Origin of the sequence: Sediminimonas sp., assembly GCF_024637375.1 — a bacterium.
GTDB lineage: Bacteria > Pseudomonadota > Alphaproteobacteria > Rhodobacterales > Rhodobacteraceae > Sediminimonas.
Genome location: NZ_JAGXFK010000095.1, coordinates 1 through 15,179, shown reverse-complemented (window position 1 = coordinate 15,179; position 15,179 = coordinate 1). Strand labels below are relative to the sequence as shown.

Annotated in this window: 14 protein-coding genes; 10 read left to right on the top strand and 4 right to left on the bottom strand. The window is 66.5% G+C overall.

Annotation, left to right across the window (positions count from 1 at the left end; translation table 11 throughout):
• Nucleotides 1-393: 393 nt before the first annotated feature.
• Genes Q0L89_RS14775 through Q0L89_RS14765 form a run of 3 tightly spaced genes read right to left on the bottom strand, consistent with a single transcriptional unit; the run spans nucleotide 394 to nucleotide 3,475 of the window.
• Nucleotides 394-762 carry a LysR family transcriptional regulator gene (locus tag Q0L89_RS14775; protein WP_296766656.1) on the bottom strand — a complete coding sequence of 123 codons (369 nt, stop codon included), beginning with the start codon at nucleotides 760-762 and terminating at the stop codon, nucleotides 394-396.
• Nucleotides 759-3,008: a molybdopterin cofactor-binding domain-containing protein gene (locus Q0L89_RS14770; protein WP_296766654.1), complete on the bottom strand. Its 2,250-nt coding sequence runs from the start codon at nucleotides 3,006-3,008 to the stop codon at nucleotides 759-761. The genes Q0L89_RS14775 and Q0L89_RS14770 overlap by 4 nt, the downstream gene beginning before the upstream one ends.
• Nucleotides 3,005-3,475, bottom strand: a complete 471-nt coding sequence (locus Q0L89_RS14765) for a (2Fe-2S)-binding protein (RefSeq protein WP_296766651.1) — start codon at nucleotides 3,473-3,475, stop codon at nucleotides 3,005-3,007. The genes Q0L89_RS14770 and Q0L89_RS14765 overlap by 4 nt, the downstream gene beginning before the upstream one ends.
• Nucleotides 3,476-3,769: 294 nt before the next feature.
• On the opposite strand from Q0L89_RS14765, the gene Q0L89_RS14760 reads away from it, so the two are divergent.
• The 10 genes from Q0L89_RS14760 (at nucleotide 3,770) to ptsP (ending at nucleotide 14,975) form a co-directional block, all read left to right on the top strand.
• Nucleotides 3,770-4,807 (top strand): substrate-binding domain-containing protein, encoded by a 1,038-nt coding sequence (locus tag Q0L89_RS14760; protein ID WP_296766649.1) that lies wholly within the window; start codon nucleotides 3,770-3,772, stop codon nucleotides 4,805-4,807.
• Between the two features lie 80 nt (nucleotides 4,808-4,887).
• A complete protein-coding gene (gene pstC, locus Q0L89_RS14755; RefSeq protein ID WP_296766646.1) occupies nucleotides 4,888-6,264 on the top strand; it encodes a phosphate ABC transporter permease subunit PstC in 1,377 nt (458 codons plus the stop codon).
• A gap of 10 nt (nucleotides 6,265-6,274) precedes the next feature.
• Entirely contained in the window at nucleotides 6,275-7,564 is a 1,290-nt protein-coding gene (gene pstA, locus Q0L89_RS14750; protein ID WP_296766644.1) for a phosphate ABC transporter permease PstA, read from the top strand.
• An 18-nt stretch (nucleotides 7,565-7,582) separates the two neighbouring features.
• Nucleotides 7,583-8,380 (top strand): phosphate ABC transporter ATP-binding protein PstB, encoded by a 798-nt coding sequence (pstB, locus tag Q0L89_RS14745; protein WP_296766641.1) that lies wholly within the window; start codon nucleotides 7,583-7,585, stop codon nucleotides 8,378-8,380.
• An 11-nt stretch (nucleotides 8,381-8,391) separates the two neighbouring features.
• Nucleotides 8,392-9,111, top strand: coding sequence for a phosphate signaling complex protein PhoU (phoU, locus tag Q0L89_RS14740; protein WP_296766640.1), 720 nt, complete (start codon nucleotides 8,392-8,394; stop codon nucleotides 9,109-9,111).
• Nucleotides 9,111-9,800, top strand: a complete 690-nt coding sequence (gene phoB, locus Q0L89_RS14735) for a phosphate regulon transcriptional regulator PhoB (RefSeq protein ID WP_296766638.1) — start codon at nucleotides 9,111-9,113, stop codon at nucleotides 9,798-9,800. The genes phoU and phoB overlap by 1 nt, the downstream gene beginning before the upstream one ends.
• Nucleotides 9,801-10,259: 459 nt before the next feature.
• Complete coding sequence (locus Q0L89_RS14730; RefSeq protein ID WP_296766635.1) at nucleotides 10,260-10,730, top strand: NUDIX hydrolase; 471 nt, start codon at nucleotides 10,260-10,262, stop codon at nucleotides 10,728-10,730.
• 63 nt (nucleotides 10,731-10,793) lie between these two features.
• The gene (locus Q0L89_RS14725) at nucleotides 10,794-11,246 is read left to right on the top strand and encodes a DUF1178 family protein (protein WP_296766634.1); all 453 of its coding nucleotides are present in this window, start codon (nucleotides 10,794-10,796) and stop codon (nucleotides 11,244-11,246) included.
• A 79-nt stretch (nucleotides 11,247-11,325) separates the two neighbouring features.
• The gene (locus tag Q0L89_RS14720; RefSeq protein WP_296766630.1) at nucleotides 11,326-12,564 is read left to right on the top strand and encodes an aspartate kinase; all 1,239 of its coding nucleotides are present in this window, start codon (nucleotides 11,326-11,328) and stop codon (nucleotides 12,562-12,564) included.
• A 167-nt stretch (nucleotides 12,565-12,731) separates the two neighbouring features.
• On the top strand, nucleotides 12,732-14,975 hold the full coding sequence (ptsP, locus tag Q0L89_RS14715) for a phosphoenolpyruvate--protein phosphotransferase (RefSeq protein ID WP_296766627.1): 2,244 nt from the start codon (nucleotides 12,732-12,734) through the stop codon (nucleotides 14,973-14,975).
• 33 nt (nucleotides 14,976-15,008) lie between these two features.
• Here ptsP and Q0L89_RS14710 read toward each other — a convergent pair.
• Nucleotides 15,009-15,179 (bottom strand): inositol monophosphatase family protein (locus Q0L89_RS14710; protein WP_296766658.1); only part of this gene is annotated, 171 nt, incomplete at its 5' end.

Sequence of the window (15,179 nt, the reverse complement as noted above, 5' to 3'; positions counted from 1 at the left end):
TCTTCGGTGTGGTCGTCGCTTGGCTGTGAAGCTTGATCAGCATGCCGATCTCCCGTCTCGCACCTCGTTCAGAACAGATCGTGCCATGAACAGCGCAGATCGACGAGGAGCTATGTGATCATCCGGGATGAAACAATTACCTACGAAGGAGCGACCGCCCGCGCTCGTCGCGGCGCGCGCCTCCTCTTCCCTACGCCTTCGACCGCCTGCCTGCCCCGCCGGGTCGCGGGGTCGGGGCCCCGCGACCGGCCCTCTCCACATCTTGTGGTGTTGCGTGGCGGGCGGCGCGTTAACCCGGGGCCTCTCCGGCGCTTGCACCGACGCGATACCGACGTGATACCGACGCAGTGCAGACGTGCCAAACCTTGCAAAACAGGCCCGTTAACCCCCGAATCACCCATTCCTCCGGCGCAGGGCCTCCAGCGCCGCGACGTCCTCGGCCCCCGCATCGGCCGCGCGGCGTTCCAGGGCGCGGTAGCGGGCCAGCACCTCGCGCCCGGTCTCCGTCAGCCGCGCGCCGCCGCCGCCATCGCCGCCGCGGCTGCTTTCCACCAAAGGCCCTGAAAACAGGGTGTTGAGCGTCTCGACCAGCGTCCATGCACGCTTGTAACTCATCCCCATGCGCCGCCCCGCGCCCGAGATCGAGCCCGTCTCGTCGATCAGCGCCAGCAGGTCCGCCTTGCCGGGGCCGAGCATGCCGCCCGGCGTGAACACCACCCGCAGCCGCAGGCGCGGCGCCGTGTCGCCGGGGGCGTCGGTCATGCGAAGTTCACATGGCGGTTCAGCGGCAATTCGCGAACCCGCTGGCCCGTGGCGGCGAAGATCGCGTTGGCCAGCGCCGGCGCCGCCGGCGGCACCGCCGGTTCGCCGATGCCGCGCAGGGTATCGCCGTTTTCCAGCCCGCGCACCTCGATCAGGGGCGCCTGATACAGGCGCATGCCCTGGTACTGGTCGAAATTGCGCTGCTCGGTCATGCCGTCCGCATAGGTCAGTTCGCAGTTCATCGCGTGGCCCAGGCCCCAGATGACACCGCCCTTGACCTGGTTCTCGAAGTTCACCGGGTCGAGGACGCGGCCCACCTCGACCGCGGCGAAGACCTTGTCGATGCGCAGGCCCGTATCTGTCTGGCGGACCTCGACAATTTCGGCCACCGACACGCCGAAGGACAGGGTGAAGGCCACGCCGCGCCCGCGCCCCTCGCCCATGTTCGGCCCCGACCAGCCCGACATCTCGGCCACCGCTTCTAGCACCTTGCGCGACAGCGGGTCGTCGCACAGGCGCAGCCGCTCCTCCAGCGGGTCGGCCCCGGCGGCGTGGATCAGCTCGTCGAGAAAGCTTTCGTGCACGAACCCGTTGCCCGAGGCCCCCACCGAGCGCCACGAACTGACCGGCACCATTTCCGGCGCCCGGTAGCCGGTCACCCGGTAATGGGGTATCGCGAACGGCTGGTCCCAGGCCCCGGCAACGATGGTCACGTCCGGCCCCGGGATCGGCTGGTTCACGCGCCCGCCCTGCGACTGCGCGACCGAAGTCGTGGCCAGCGACAGATCGCAGGCCGCAACGCGGCCCTGCGCCACCGCACCGCGGCCGCGCGCCAGCGCCATCGGGCGCGGGAAGTCGTGGCTCATGTCCTCTTCGCGGGTCCAGGTCATCTTGACCGGCCGGCCCTCGGCGGCCATCGCCAGCTCGATCGCCCGGGCGATGAAATCGTCCTCCAGCCGGCGGCCGAAGCTGCCGCCCGCGTACTGGTTGTGCAGGTGGATGTCCGCGACCTTCAGCCCGGTCAGGCGTTCGGCGGTGGCCAGCACGTACATCGGGATCTGCGTCGAGGCCCAGATATCCAGTTGCCCGTCCTTCAGCCGCGCGGTGGCGTTCATCGGCTCAAGCGGCGCGTGGGCCAGGTGCGGCAACCGGTATTCGGCCTCGACGGCGCCGTCGCCCGCGTCTGCAAGCGTGGCCTCGACATCGCCATCGTCGCGGAAGCGCGAATCGCGCAGGCTTTCGGTGAACGACTCGCCCAGTTGCGCCCACATCAGCGCGCTGGTCGCGGGATAGGGCGCCTCGCCCCACTCGAAGACGATCTCGTCGGCGGCGCGCATGGCACGCCAGGTGCTGTCGGCCAGCACCCCAGCACCGCCGGTGACGGCGACGACCCTCTCGACCCCCGGCATGCCCTCGGCCGCGCTGGCGTCGAACCCGCGCACCGTGCCGCCACGGCGGGGATTGGTGCGCACCGTGGCATACAGCATGTCGGGCAGGTCGATGTCGATGCCGAACGTTTGCGTGCCGGTTGACTTGGCGACGATGTCGAGCCGCTGCATCGGCTGACCCAGCAGGCGCCATTCGCGCGGCGATTTCAGCCGCACCTCGTCGGGCGGGGCGACCTGCGCGGCCAGTTCGGCCAGATCGCCATAGGCGATACGACGCCCGTCCTCGGTAACGACATGGCCCTCACGGGTTGTCAGCGTCTCGCGCGGCACGCCCGTCATCTCGGCGGCAGCGTCCAGCAACATCTGCCGCGCCGCCGCGCCGGCCATGCGCATCCGGTCGAAGCCGTCAGGCACGGTGGTCGAGCCGCCGGTGATCTGCAACCCCATCACCTTGGCCATGCTGCCACCCAGGGCGCGCGCGTTGCGGGCCAGGAACCCGTCGTCGGTGGCGGCGAACGGCAGCGTCTCGGCCGCGACCTTGGCGTTGTAATAGGCCGCCGAGGGCGGGCCGTCGGAAACCCTGACCGCGTTCCAGGCCAGGTCCAGTTCCTCGGCCACCATCGCCGCCAGCACCGAATGCGCCCCCTGCCCCATATCGGTGCGCGGGGTGATCACCGTCACCCCGTCGCCGTCGAGCAGGACGTAAGGGTTGAGCGCCGCCTCGCCCGGCTCCAGCCCCGGCTTGAGCGGGTTGTCGTGCGGGTGCTGCACCACGTAATAGCCCAGCGCCACGCCGCCGGCGATGGCCACGGTGCCGAACAGGAAGGTGCGGCGCGCAATGGTTCCGGCACGGCTCATTGGGCCTCCTCCTGCATCAGTTCGGCGGCACGATGCACTGCCGCGCGGATGCGCGGGTAGGTGCCGCAGCGGCACAGGTTGCCCGACATCGCGTCGTCGATCTGCGCATCGTCGGGGTCGGGCACCTCGGCCAGCAGCGCCGCCGCCGCCATGATCTGCCCCGACTGGCAATAACCGCACTGCGCCACCTGGTGTTCGATCCAGGCGCGTTGCACGGGGCCGGGCGCCTCGGGGGTGCCCAGGGATTCGATCGTGGTCACCTCGGCGCCGTCCAGATCGCCGATGCGCGCCTGGCACGAGCGGGTGGCGAAACCGTCCAGGTGCACGGTGCAGGCGCCGCATTGCGCGATGCCGCAGCCGTACTTGGTACCGGTCAGTTTCAGCGTGTCGCGCAGGACCCACAAAAGCGGCGTGTCGGGTTCGAGATCGGTCTCGACCTGCCGACCGTTGACGGTGAATCGGATCATGGGGCCCTCCATCCGTGGAGGGCGAATCGTAATACAATTCGCGGCAGTTGCACATAGTGGTGTTCCGCGCGGCACCCGTGCGCGTCGAACACACCCGATACGGCGCTGCGGCGCGAAAATGCGTGGATATGCGTGCGGCGAAGGCTTTTCGGGGGCGGCGCGGGCAGGCGACACGAAAATCCGGGCCACCTGCGGCGAGTTTCATATTGCTGTTACAAAACTCTTACATAGGCGTCATGCACGCCGCGTATCCGGGCCACGTTCCGCACTGAAACACTGATAGCAGGAGCTTTCATGTCCTATACCAAACTCACCGTTTCGGCCCTGGCGCTGGCCGCCGTGTCGGCAACCACGGCCGCGGCGCGCGACCAGATCAGCATCGTCGGCTCGTCGACCGTGTTCCCCTACACGCAGGCCGTGGCCGAGCAGTTTGCCAACATGACCGGCGCGCCGTCGCCCATCGTCGAATCCACCGGCACCGGTGGCGGCATGCAGATTTTCTGCGAAGGCATCGGCGAAGGCCACCCCGACCTGACCGGCGCGTCGCGCGCCATGAAGGCGTCGGAATGGGAAAAGTGCGCCGAGAACGGCGTCACCGACGTATCGGAGGCGATGATCGGCTTCGACGGCCTGTCGATGGCCGTGTCGCGCGGCAACGATTTCGACTGGGATATAACCCTGGAAGAAATCTACCTGGCGCTGGGCGCCGAGGTGCCGGTTGACGGCGAGTGGGTGGCCAACCCGTACCAGAAGTGGTCCGAGGTCGATTCGCGCCTGCCCGACACCGACATCGTCGTGCTGGGCCCGCCGCCAACCTCGGGCACCCGTGACGCCTGGGTCGACCTGGCGATGCACGCCGGTTGCAAGCAGACCGACTATGTCGAGAGCGGCGATTACGACAAGGCCTGGATCAAGGAAAACTGCTCGCGCATGCGCACCGATGGCCCCTTCATCGAGGCCGGCGAGAACGACAACCTGATCGTGCAGCGCCTTGACTCCGACCCCAACGCGCTGGGCATCTTCGGTTACTCGTTCCTGTACGAGAACGTCGACAAGCTGAAAGGCGTCAAGATCGACGGTGTCGAGCCCACTTTCGACACCATCGGCGACAAGTCCTACCCGGTATCGCGCCCGCTGTTCTTCTACGTCAAGAACGCACACCGTGGCGTGATCCCGAACCTGCAGGAATTCATCGAGGAATACATGTCCGAAGCGGCCCTGGCACCCGGCGGCTACCTGTCCGAGCGTGGCCTCGTGCCGCTGAGCGACGAGCGCCGTGCCAAGCTTCAGGACGCGGTGATCAACGGCAAGTCGATGGACCCCGTGAAGTAAGCGGGACCCATCCGACGCACATCAACGACGCCTCCGCCACCATGGCGGGGGCGTCATCCACAAGAACCGACAGGCATACCATGACGCTCCTCGCATTTGTGATCCTGCTCGCCGCGGTGGTGATCGGCTATGTTATGAACCTGCGCGCCGCCCGTGCGATCCGCGACGGCGGCACACGGATGCATTCGCTCGAAGGGTTCCATGGCGGCTATGCCGCGCTGATGACGCTGGTGCCGACCTTCTTTCTGATCATCGTCTGGCTTCTGTTTCAGGACACGGTGATCACGGCGATCGTCAAGGCCGGGCTGCCCGCCGGCGTGCTGGGGGGCAAAGGCACCGGCGAGGTGCAGCTCATCATGTCCGAGATCCGCTCGATCGCGGGCGGGCGCATCTTCGGCACGCCCGAGGACTGGAAGCTTGAAGCCGCCGAACACCTGGTGGCGCTGCGCGAGCTGTCGGGCTGGCTGCTGGTGGCGGTGACGGCGGCGCTGGCGTCGGCGATGATGTACATCTCGCGCCGCACCGTTGCGGCCGAGTTCCGCGCCCGCCAGGGCGTCGAACGCATCCTCCATGGCCTGATGGTGAGCTGCGCGGTCGTGGCAATCTTCGTGACCATCGGGATCGTCGCATCGTTGCTGTTCGAAACCATACGCTTTTTCCAAATGGTGCCATTCTGGGACTTCGTGCTTGGCACCAACTGGGAGCCGCAAATTCCCATCCGCGAAGACCAGGTCGCAGCCGAGGGCGCCTTCGGCATGCTGCCGGTGTTTCTGGGCACGCTGGTGATCGCCTTCATCGCGATGTTCATCGCCACGCCCATCGGCCTTCTGTCAGCGGTCTACCTGCACGAATTCGCCTCACGCCGGGTGCGGGGCGTCGTCAAGCCGGTGCTCGAGGTGCTGGCCGGTGTACCGACGGTCGTCTACGGCTTCTTCGCCATTCTGGTGATCGCGCCGGCGATCCGATCTTTCGGCGACAATTTCGGCCTGCCTATCGCGCCCAACACGGCGCTTGCGGCAGGGTCGGTCATGGGGATCATGCTGATCCCGTTCATCTCGTCCTTCGCCGACGACGCGCTTGGCGCAGTGCCGCGCAGCCTGCGCGACGGATCGCTCGCCGTGGGCGCCACGCAGGCCGAGACAATCTCCAAGGTGCTGTTTCCGGCCGCGATTCCGGGCATCGTCGGGGGCATTCTGCTGGCCGTCAGCCGCGCCATCGGCGAGACGATGATCGTGGTGATGGCCGCCGGCCTGATCGCCAAGATGACGATCAACCCGCTCGACAGCGTCACCACCGTCACCGTGCAGATCGTCACGCTGCTGATCGGCGACACCGCCTTCGACAGCCCCAAGACGCTGGCCGCCTTCGCGCTGGGCATGGTGCTGTTCCTGATGACGCTGTGCATAAACATCCTGGCCCTGCGCATCGTGCGCAAGTACCGCGAAATCTACGATTGAGGATCGCGCCATGACCGACCAGACCAACGCCACCGGGTTCGATTGGGACGGCCCCGCGTTCCAGTCGCAGATGAAGAAACGTCGGCGCAGCCAGATCCGGCTCAAGCTGCTGGGCCTCGGTGCGATCGCCATTGCCTTCCTGATGCTGATGCTGCTGATCGGCTCGCTGATCTCGACCGGCTATCAGGCCTTCACCCAGACCCATCTGAAGATCGAGGTTTTTCTCGACCCCGAACATGTCGATCCGGAAAACCCCGCGCGCGGCAACTACCGTCAGATCCTGACCGACACCATGAAAGTGCAGTTCCCCGAGGTGGCCGACGACCGCGCGGCGCTTCGCAGGCTGACCTCGATCCTGTCCAACGGCGCCCAGTTCACGATCCGCGATCGCGTGGTCGCCAACCCCGGCCTGATCGGCGAGACGGTGCAGTTCAATGTGCCGGTGTCCGACGACTACGACCAGCTCAACAAGGGGCTGATCGACCCCGAAACGCCCGAGGCGCACCGTCGCCTCAAGGACGACGAGATCGCCAATTTCGAACTTCTCAAGGATCGTGGCGTGGTTACCAAGCCGCTCAACACCGCGCTGCTGACGAACGCCGATTCGCGCTTTCCCGAACTCGCCGGCCTCAAGGGCGCGCTGGTGGGCTCGTTCTATGCGCTGCTCACCTGTTTCCTGCTGTCGTTCCCGCTGGGCATCGGCGCGGCGCTCTACCTGGAGGAATTCGCACCCCGCAACCGTTTTTCCGACCTCATCGAGATCAACATCAACAACCTCGCCGCGGTGCCTTCGGTGGTGTTCGGCCTGCTTGCGCTGGCGGTGTTCCTTGGCTGGTTCGGCATGCCGCGCTCGGCCCCGTTCGTGGGCGGCATGACGCTGGCCCTGATGACGCTGCCCACGATCATCATCGCCACGCGCGCGGCGCTCAAGGCGGTGCCGCCCTCGATCCGCGAGGCGGCGCTGGGGGTTGGCGCGTCCAAGCAGCAGGTGGTGTTCGGCCACGTCCTGCCGCTGGCCATGCCCGGCATCCTGACCGGCACGATCATCGGGCTGGCCCAGGCCCTGGGTGAAACCGCACCGCTGCTGCTGATCGGGATGAACGCCTTCATCACCTCCGCGCCCTCGACCCCGTTCGACAGCGCCACCGCCCTGCCGACGCAGATCTTCATCTGGGCCGACAGCCCCGAGCGCGGCTTTGTCAGCCGCACCTCGGCGGCCATCCTGGTGCTGTTGACCTTCCTCATCACCATGAACGCGCTGGCCATCTTCATGCGCCAGAAATTCGAGCGGAAATGGTAGAAACAGGATACCCAGACAATGTTTGACGTACAAAAACCGGAGACCGCCGTGGACCAGACCGCCATCAAGATCGCCGCCAGAAACGTCCAGGTGTTCTACGGCAACACCCAGGCCATCAAGGATGTCGATGTCGATATCCAGGACAAGACCGTGACCTCGTTCATCGGGCCGTCGGGCTGCGGCAAGTCCACCTTCCTGCGCTGCCTCAATCGCATGAACGACACGATCGATTCGTGCCGCGTCGAGGGCGAAATCCTGCTCGACGGCCAGGACATCTATGCCCCCCGCGTCGACCCGGTGCAATTGCGCGCCCGGGTGGGCATGGTGTTCCAGAAACCCAACCCGTTTCCCAAGTCGATCTACGACAACGTCGCCTACGGCCCAAGGATTCACGGCATGGCCCGCACCAAGGACGAGATCGACGAAGTGGTCGAGAAATCGCTGCGCCGCGCGGCGCTGTGGGACGAGGTCAAGGACCGGCTCGACACCCCCGGCACCGGGCTCTCGGGCGGCCAGCAGCAGCGCCTGTGCATCGCCCGCGCCGTGGCCACCCGGCCCGAGGTGCTGCTGATGGACGAGCCTTGCTCGGCGCTCGACCCGATCGCCACGGCGCAGGTCGAGGAACTCATCGACGAACTCAAGCAGCGCTTCTCGGTCGTGATCGTCACCCACTCGATGCAGCAGGCCGCCCGCGTCAGCCAGAAGACGGCGTTCTTCCACCTCGGCAACCTGGTGGAGTACGGCGATACCAACACCATTTTCACCAACCCGCAGGATCACCGGACCGAAAGCTACATCACCGGCCGGATCGGGTAAGGAGCAGCACAATGACCTCGCAGCACATCGTTTCCTCCTTCGACCGCGACCTCGAAGCGCTCCAGGCCATGATCATGAAGATGGGCGGCCAGGTCGAGATGGCCACCACCAACGCGATCAAGGCGCTCGAGACGCGCGACCTGGAACTGAGCCAGCAGGTTCGGCGCGACGACAAGATCATCGACGGGCTGGACGAAGACATCAAATCCGAAACCGCCCGCGTGCTGGCCTTGCGCGCCCCCACCGCAGGCGACCTGCGCACCGTTCTGTCGGTGATGACCATCAGCTCGCATCTCGAACGGTGCGGCGACTACGCCAAGAACATCGCCAAGCGCACCACCGTCCTGGTCGAGATGACGACGATCAGCGGCACAGTGCCAGCACTGCGGCGAATGGCGCGTATGGTCGAACGCATGCTGGCTGACGCGCTCGATGCCTATATCCAGCGCGACGCCGACAAGGCCGACGACGTGCGCGACCGCGACCTGGAAGTGGACCAGATGTACAATACGCTGTTCCGCTCGCTGCTGACGCACATGATGGAAGACCCGCGCAACATCACCGCCTGCATGCACCTGCATTTCATCGCCAAGAACATCGAACGCATGGGCGATCACGCCACCTCGATCGCCGAGCAGACGATCTACCTGGTGACTGGCGAGTTACCCGACGAGGACCGCCCCAAGGGCGACATGACCGCCTACGGCGCCCCTGACGGGGACGCCAAGTAATGTCAGCCGAGCAGCCCACCGTTCTCGTCGTCGAGGACGAACCGGCCCAGCGCGAGGTGCTGGCCTACAACCTCGAGGCCGAAGGATTCGCGGTAAGCCGCGCCGAAACCGGCGACGAGGGTTTGCTGCTGGTCGAGGAACAGGCCCCCGACATCATCGTGCTCGACTGGATGCTGCCCGGCGTCTCGGGCATCGAGGTGTGCCGCCGGCTCAAGATGCGGGCCGAGACGCGGGCGATCCCCATCATCATGCTGTCGGCCCGCTCCGAAGAGGTTGACCGCGTGCGCGGCCTGGAAACCGGCGCCGACGATTACGTGATCAAGCCCTATTCGGTGATCGAGCTGATGGCGCGCGTGCGCACGCAGTTGCGCCGCATCCGCCCCGCGACGGTGGGCGAGACGCTGGAATTCGACGATATCGTTCTCGACGCCGAGGCGCACCGGGTCTACCGCGACGGCAAGCCGGTCAAGCTGGGCCCGACCGAGTTCCGCCTGCTGGCGACCTTCATGGAAAAACCCGGCCGTGTCTGGAGCCGCGAGCAGCTTCTCGACCGGGTCTGGGGCCGCGACATCTACGTCGACACGCGCACTGTCGATGTCCATATCGGGCGGCTGCGCAAGGCGCTCACCCGCGATGGCGGGAACGACCCGCTGCGCACCGTGCGCGGCGCCGGCTACGCCCTGGGCTGAGTCGGGGCTGACCGCGCCGCCAGTGTGACCGTTGCGTTGCGCCCCGCAGCGGCGCGCTGGCTTCGACCGAAACATCGCCTTCGCCGCACAATCCCCTTACAAACAACACGGATTCGCGTTATCCACAGACCGGAACGACAGCGGATCAAGGCTTTCCTGCGCCGCCGCGCGCCGCCGCGATGGCGCCGCACCGCGCTACCCGGTCCGATTTCTGTGGATAACCAGATCATTAATCGCGTTTCAGACAACTATCCGGGTCAATTCTCCGGATAATCGTTCGTTTCAGGACTCCTGCCGACAAGTTGATCATTGCTTCCTGCCCGCCCCGGCGCGCAAAAACGGCTGGCACGACCCGCCGGGAAAAGGCCATCTGGATAAGAGCCGCCGCGTGCTCTAGGCTTGTGCGACACCCCGCGCGACTGCGGGACCGACCAGCGGCTGGGGACAGGGAAGGGCAGAATGCTGGAAGGCAAGCAGCAACTACCGCTCAGGTTCGACGCGTCGCACAAGAGCGATGTGCGCACGCAATTCGCCGCCCTGTGCTATCGCATCCGGCGCGGGCGCCCGGAAATACTGCTGATCACCAGCCGCAGTTCGCGCCGCTGGATCGTGCCCAAGGGCTGGCCGATCGAGAACATGACCCCGGCGCAATCGGCGTTGCAGGAGGCGTGGGAAGAGGCCGGCGTCAAGGGCCGCGCCATCGAGCACTGCCTCGGCCTGTTCTCCTACGCCAAGCTGATCGGGCCGGACAAGGCGCTGCCCTGTATCGCAATGGTCTACCCGGTGAAGGTGAAGGCGCTGGCCAACGACTACCCCGAGTCGCACCAGCGTCGTCGCAAATGGTTTACCCGCAAGAAGGCCGCCGCGCGCGTGGACGAGGCTGAACTGGTGCATATCATCCGCGCCTTCGACCCCGCGGCGCGCAAGTGAACGACAGGCTTGAGCAAGGCACGAACGTGAAAATCTGACCCGGTAGATATCGGACGGCACCCCATGATCCAGTTTTCCCTCAGATGCGAGAACGGCCACGACTTCGACAGCTGGTTCAAGTCGACGGACGCCTTTGAAAAGCTGGTGTCGGCGGGCATGCTTACCTGCGCGGTTTGCGGCACATCCAACATGAAAAAAGCGCCGATGGCGCCGCGTGTGACCGCTGGCCGCCGCGACGACGACGCCGCGCCACGCGATGGCGCACGCTCGCGCGGCACACTGGCCACCCCTGATGGCCCCGCCCAGCAGGCGCTGGCCGAACTGCGCCGCCGGATCGAGGCGCATTCTGACGATGTCGGGCGCGATTTCGCCCACCAGGCACGCGCCATGCATGACGGCGTGACCCCTGCCCGCCCGATCCATGGCGAGGCGAGCCACGACGAGGCCCGCGCCCTGGCCGAGGACGGGGTGCCGGTGCTGCCGCTGCCCTTGCGCCCGCGCGACAAGTCGAACTGAGCGCCGCGCGCCATGCTCTCTTGCCCCGGTGCGCGCGAAGGCATACACCGCGCCGGGATACCGATTGCAGGACAGCGCCATGCCCGTTCTCGTGATGAAATTCGGCGGCACCTCGGTTGCCAATCTCGACCGCATCAAGCGCGCCGCCAAGCGCGTCGGCGTCGAGGTCGCCAAGGGATATGACGTGATCGTCATCGTCTCGGCCATGGCGGGGCGGACCAACGAACTGGTCGGCTGGGTGGACGAGATTTCGCCGCTCTACGACGCGCGCGAATACGATGCCGTGGTCGGTTCGGGCGAGAACGTCACCGCCGGGCTGATGGCGCTGACATTGCAGGAAATGGACGTGCCGGCGCGCAGCTGGCAGGGCTGGCAGGTGCCTTTGCAAACCAACAGCGCGCATTCGGCGGCGCGCATCCTCGACATTCCGCCCGACAACATCCGCGCCAAGTTCGCCGAGGGCATGCGCGTGGCAGTCATTGCCGGGTTCCAGGGGGTCAGCCCCGAAGGCCGCATCACCACGCTGGGGCGCGGCGGCTCGGACACCACGGCGGTGGCCTTCGCCGCCGCATTCCAGGCCGAGCGCTGTGACATCTACACCGACGTGGACGGCGTCTATACCACCGACCCGCGCATCTGCTCCAAGGCCAGAAAACTTGACAGGATTTCCTTCGAGGAGATGCTGGAGCTTGCCAGCCTCGGCGCCAAGGTGTTGCAGACGCGCTCGGTCGAACTGGCCATGCGTTACGGTGTCAAGCTGCGGGTGCTCAGCAGTCTCAACGAACAGTCCGACAGCGCCGGAACGCTGGTCTGCGACGAGGAGGAAATCATGGAAACACGAGTCGTCTCGGGCATAGCCTACAGCCGCGAAGAGGCCAAGATGACCCTTGTGTCGGTGGCCGACCGACCCGGTATTGCCGCCGCCATCTTCGGCCCGCTGTCAGAGGCGGGCGTGAACGTGGACATGATCATCCAGAACATCTCGGAAGAGGGGCGCACCGACATGACCTTTTCGTGCCCCACCGACCAGGTTAAACGCGCCGAGAAGGCGCTGGCCGAGGCCAAGGCGCGTGGCGAGATCAACTACCACGACCTGATCGCCGACACCGACGTGGCCAAGGTCTCGGCGGTGGGGATCGGCATGCGCTCGCAGTCGGGCGTGGCAGCGCGAATGTTCAAGACGCTCTCGGATGAAGGGATCAACATCAAGGTGATTGCAACCTCCGAGATAAAAATTTCCGTGCTGATCGACCGAAAATACATGGAACTCGCGGTTCAGGCGCTGCATGATGCGTTCGAACTGGAAAAGCTGGCCTGACGCCGGCGCGCCCGAACGCGCCGCGCGGTTTCGGCCGGCGCCGGCGCAAGGCCGGGGCGCGCACCAGGTGCCTCAAGCCCGGGGTGCGCCGATCTAACAGGTTGCGGCGTCACCGGCACCGGTATGTGCCGTGGACCATGCCGGGACGCGGGAATGAAGGCAGGCGGATGCCCGAACGAACCGAATCGGAAAGCAGGAAACTGCTGCGGCGCCTGCGCCACGCCATGGCCGAGGATATCGCCGGGCAGGCGCGGCTGAACAACATCACCGAGCTGACCGCCGATTCCATGGGCACCGAGGTGTGCTCGATCTACCTGTTCCGCGACGAAGACACGCTTGAGCTGTGTGCGACAGAGGGCTTGCAGCCCGAAGCCGTACATGAAACCCGCCTGCGCGTGGGCGAGGGGTTGGTCGGCCGCGTCGCGCGCACCGGCCAGCCCATAAACACCGCCAACGCCCCCGCCGCACCGGGCTTTCGCTACATGCCGGAGACCGGCGAGGAACGCTATTCGTCCTTCCTGGGCGTGCCGATCCAGCGCCTGGGCCAGAAACTCGGCGTGCTGGTGGTGCAATCCAAGGACGCGCGCGAGTTCTCGGCTGACGAGATCTACGCGCTCGAGGTGGTCGCCATGGTGCTGGCCGAGATGGCCGAACTGGGCGCCTTCGTGGGCGAGGGCGCGGCGCTGAGGGCACGCCACCAGCAACCCGTGATGGTGCGTGGCAGCACCGGGCAGGAGGGCGCCGCCCAAGGCCACGCCTGGCTGCACGAGCCGCGCGTCGTGGTCACCAACCCCATCGCCGAAGACTCGCAGGCCGAGCTTGACCGCCTGGCCGAGGCCGTCGATGCCCTGCGGATCAGCGTCGATCAGATGCTCGAAGGCGCCCGAACCGGCGACAAGGAGCAGTTTCAGGTTCTCGAAGCCTACCGGATGTTCGCCAACTCGAAGGGCTGGCTGCGCCGCATGGAAGAGGCCATCGGCCGCGGGCTGTCGGCAGAGGCGGCGGTGGAAAAGGAACAATCCACCGCCCGCGCGCGCATGGCACAGGTTGGCGATGCCTACCTGCGTGACCGGCTGCACGACCTCGACGACCTGTCCAACCGGCTGCTGCGCATCCTCACCGGCCAGGGCAACCACACCGGCGCCGAGATGCCCGCCGACCCGATCCTGGTGGCGCGCAATATCGGCCCGGGCGAGCTGCTGGATTATGGGCGCTCGCTCAAGGGGATCGTGCTCGAGGAAGGTTCGGTCGGCAGCCACGCCGCCATTGTCGCGCGGGCGCTGGCGATTCCGCTGGTGATACACGCCGGCAACATCACCACCGAGGCGCTGAACGGCGATCACATTCTGATCGACGGCGACCAGGGCATCGTGCACCTGCGCCCCGACGAAACCGTCGCCGCCGCGTTCCGCGACAAGATCGCCATGCAGGCGCAGGCGCAGGAACGCTATGCCTCGATCCGCGACAAGCCCGCCGAGGCGCTGTGCGGCACCCGCATCGCGCTGCACATGAATGCCGGGTTGATGGCCGACTTGCCCAGCCTTGAAAGCTCCGGCGCCGAAGGGGTTGGCCTGTTTCGCACCGAGTTGCAGTTCCTCGTGCGCAACCAGATGCCGCGGCGCTCGGAGCTCAGCGCGCTTTATGCCCGCGTTCTCGATGCCGCGAATGGCAAGCGGGTGGTGTTCCGCACGCTCGACATCGGTTCGGACAAGGTGCTGCCCTACATGAAGCCCAATGACGAACCCAACCCGGCGCTCGGCTGGCGGGCGATCCGGGTCGGGCTCGACAAGCCCGGCGTGATGCGTATGCAGTTGCAGGCGCTGTTGCGCGCCGCCGACGGCCGGCCGCTGACGGTGATGTTCCCCTTCGTCGCGCAATACGAGGAATTCACCGCCGCCAAGGCCGAGATGGACAAGGCACTGGCGCGCGAACGCATCCTCGGCCATGCCATCCCCGAAACGCTGGAGATCGGCGCGATGCTGGAAACCCCGTCGCTGGCCTTCGCCCCCGACAGGTTCTTCCGCGAGGTGGATTTCCTGTCGATCGGTGGCAACGACCTCAAGCAGTTCTTCTTTGCCGCCGACCGCGAAAACGAACGCGTGCGCAAACGCTATGACACGCTCAACGTCAGCTTCCTGAGCTTCGTGCGCGACATCGTGCGACGCTGCGAGAAAACCGGCACCGAGTTGAGCTTTTGCGGCGAGGACGCGGGCCGCCCCGTCGAGGCCGCCTGCCTTGCCGCCATCGGCATGCGCAGCCTCTCGATGCGCCCCGCCTCGATCGGACCGGTCAAGCACATGATGCGCCGCATCGACGTCGGCAAACTGAACGAGGTGATCGAAACCGCCATGGCCAGCGGCGACCAATCGGTGCGCCCCGCGGTGATGGAGTGGCTGCGCCGCGAAAGCTGAGCGCCGTGGCCGGAGCGCCCCGGGCCGCAGACCTCAGGGGGCGACCTTGGCCAGCACCTCAAGCGCCGCATCATGCTGCGCGCGCCCCGCCGCCGCCACCGCCCTACCGCCGTGATGCGCCGGGCCGCCCCGCCAGTCGGTCACGATGCCGCCGGCGGCCTCGATAACAGCGATCGGCGCCTGGATGTCGTAGTCGGAAAGCCC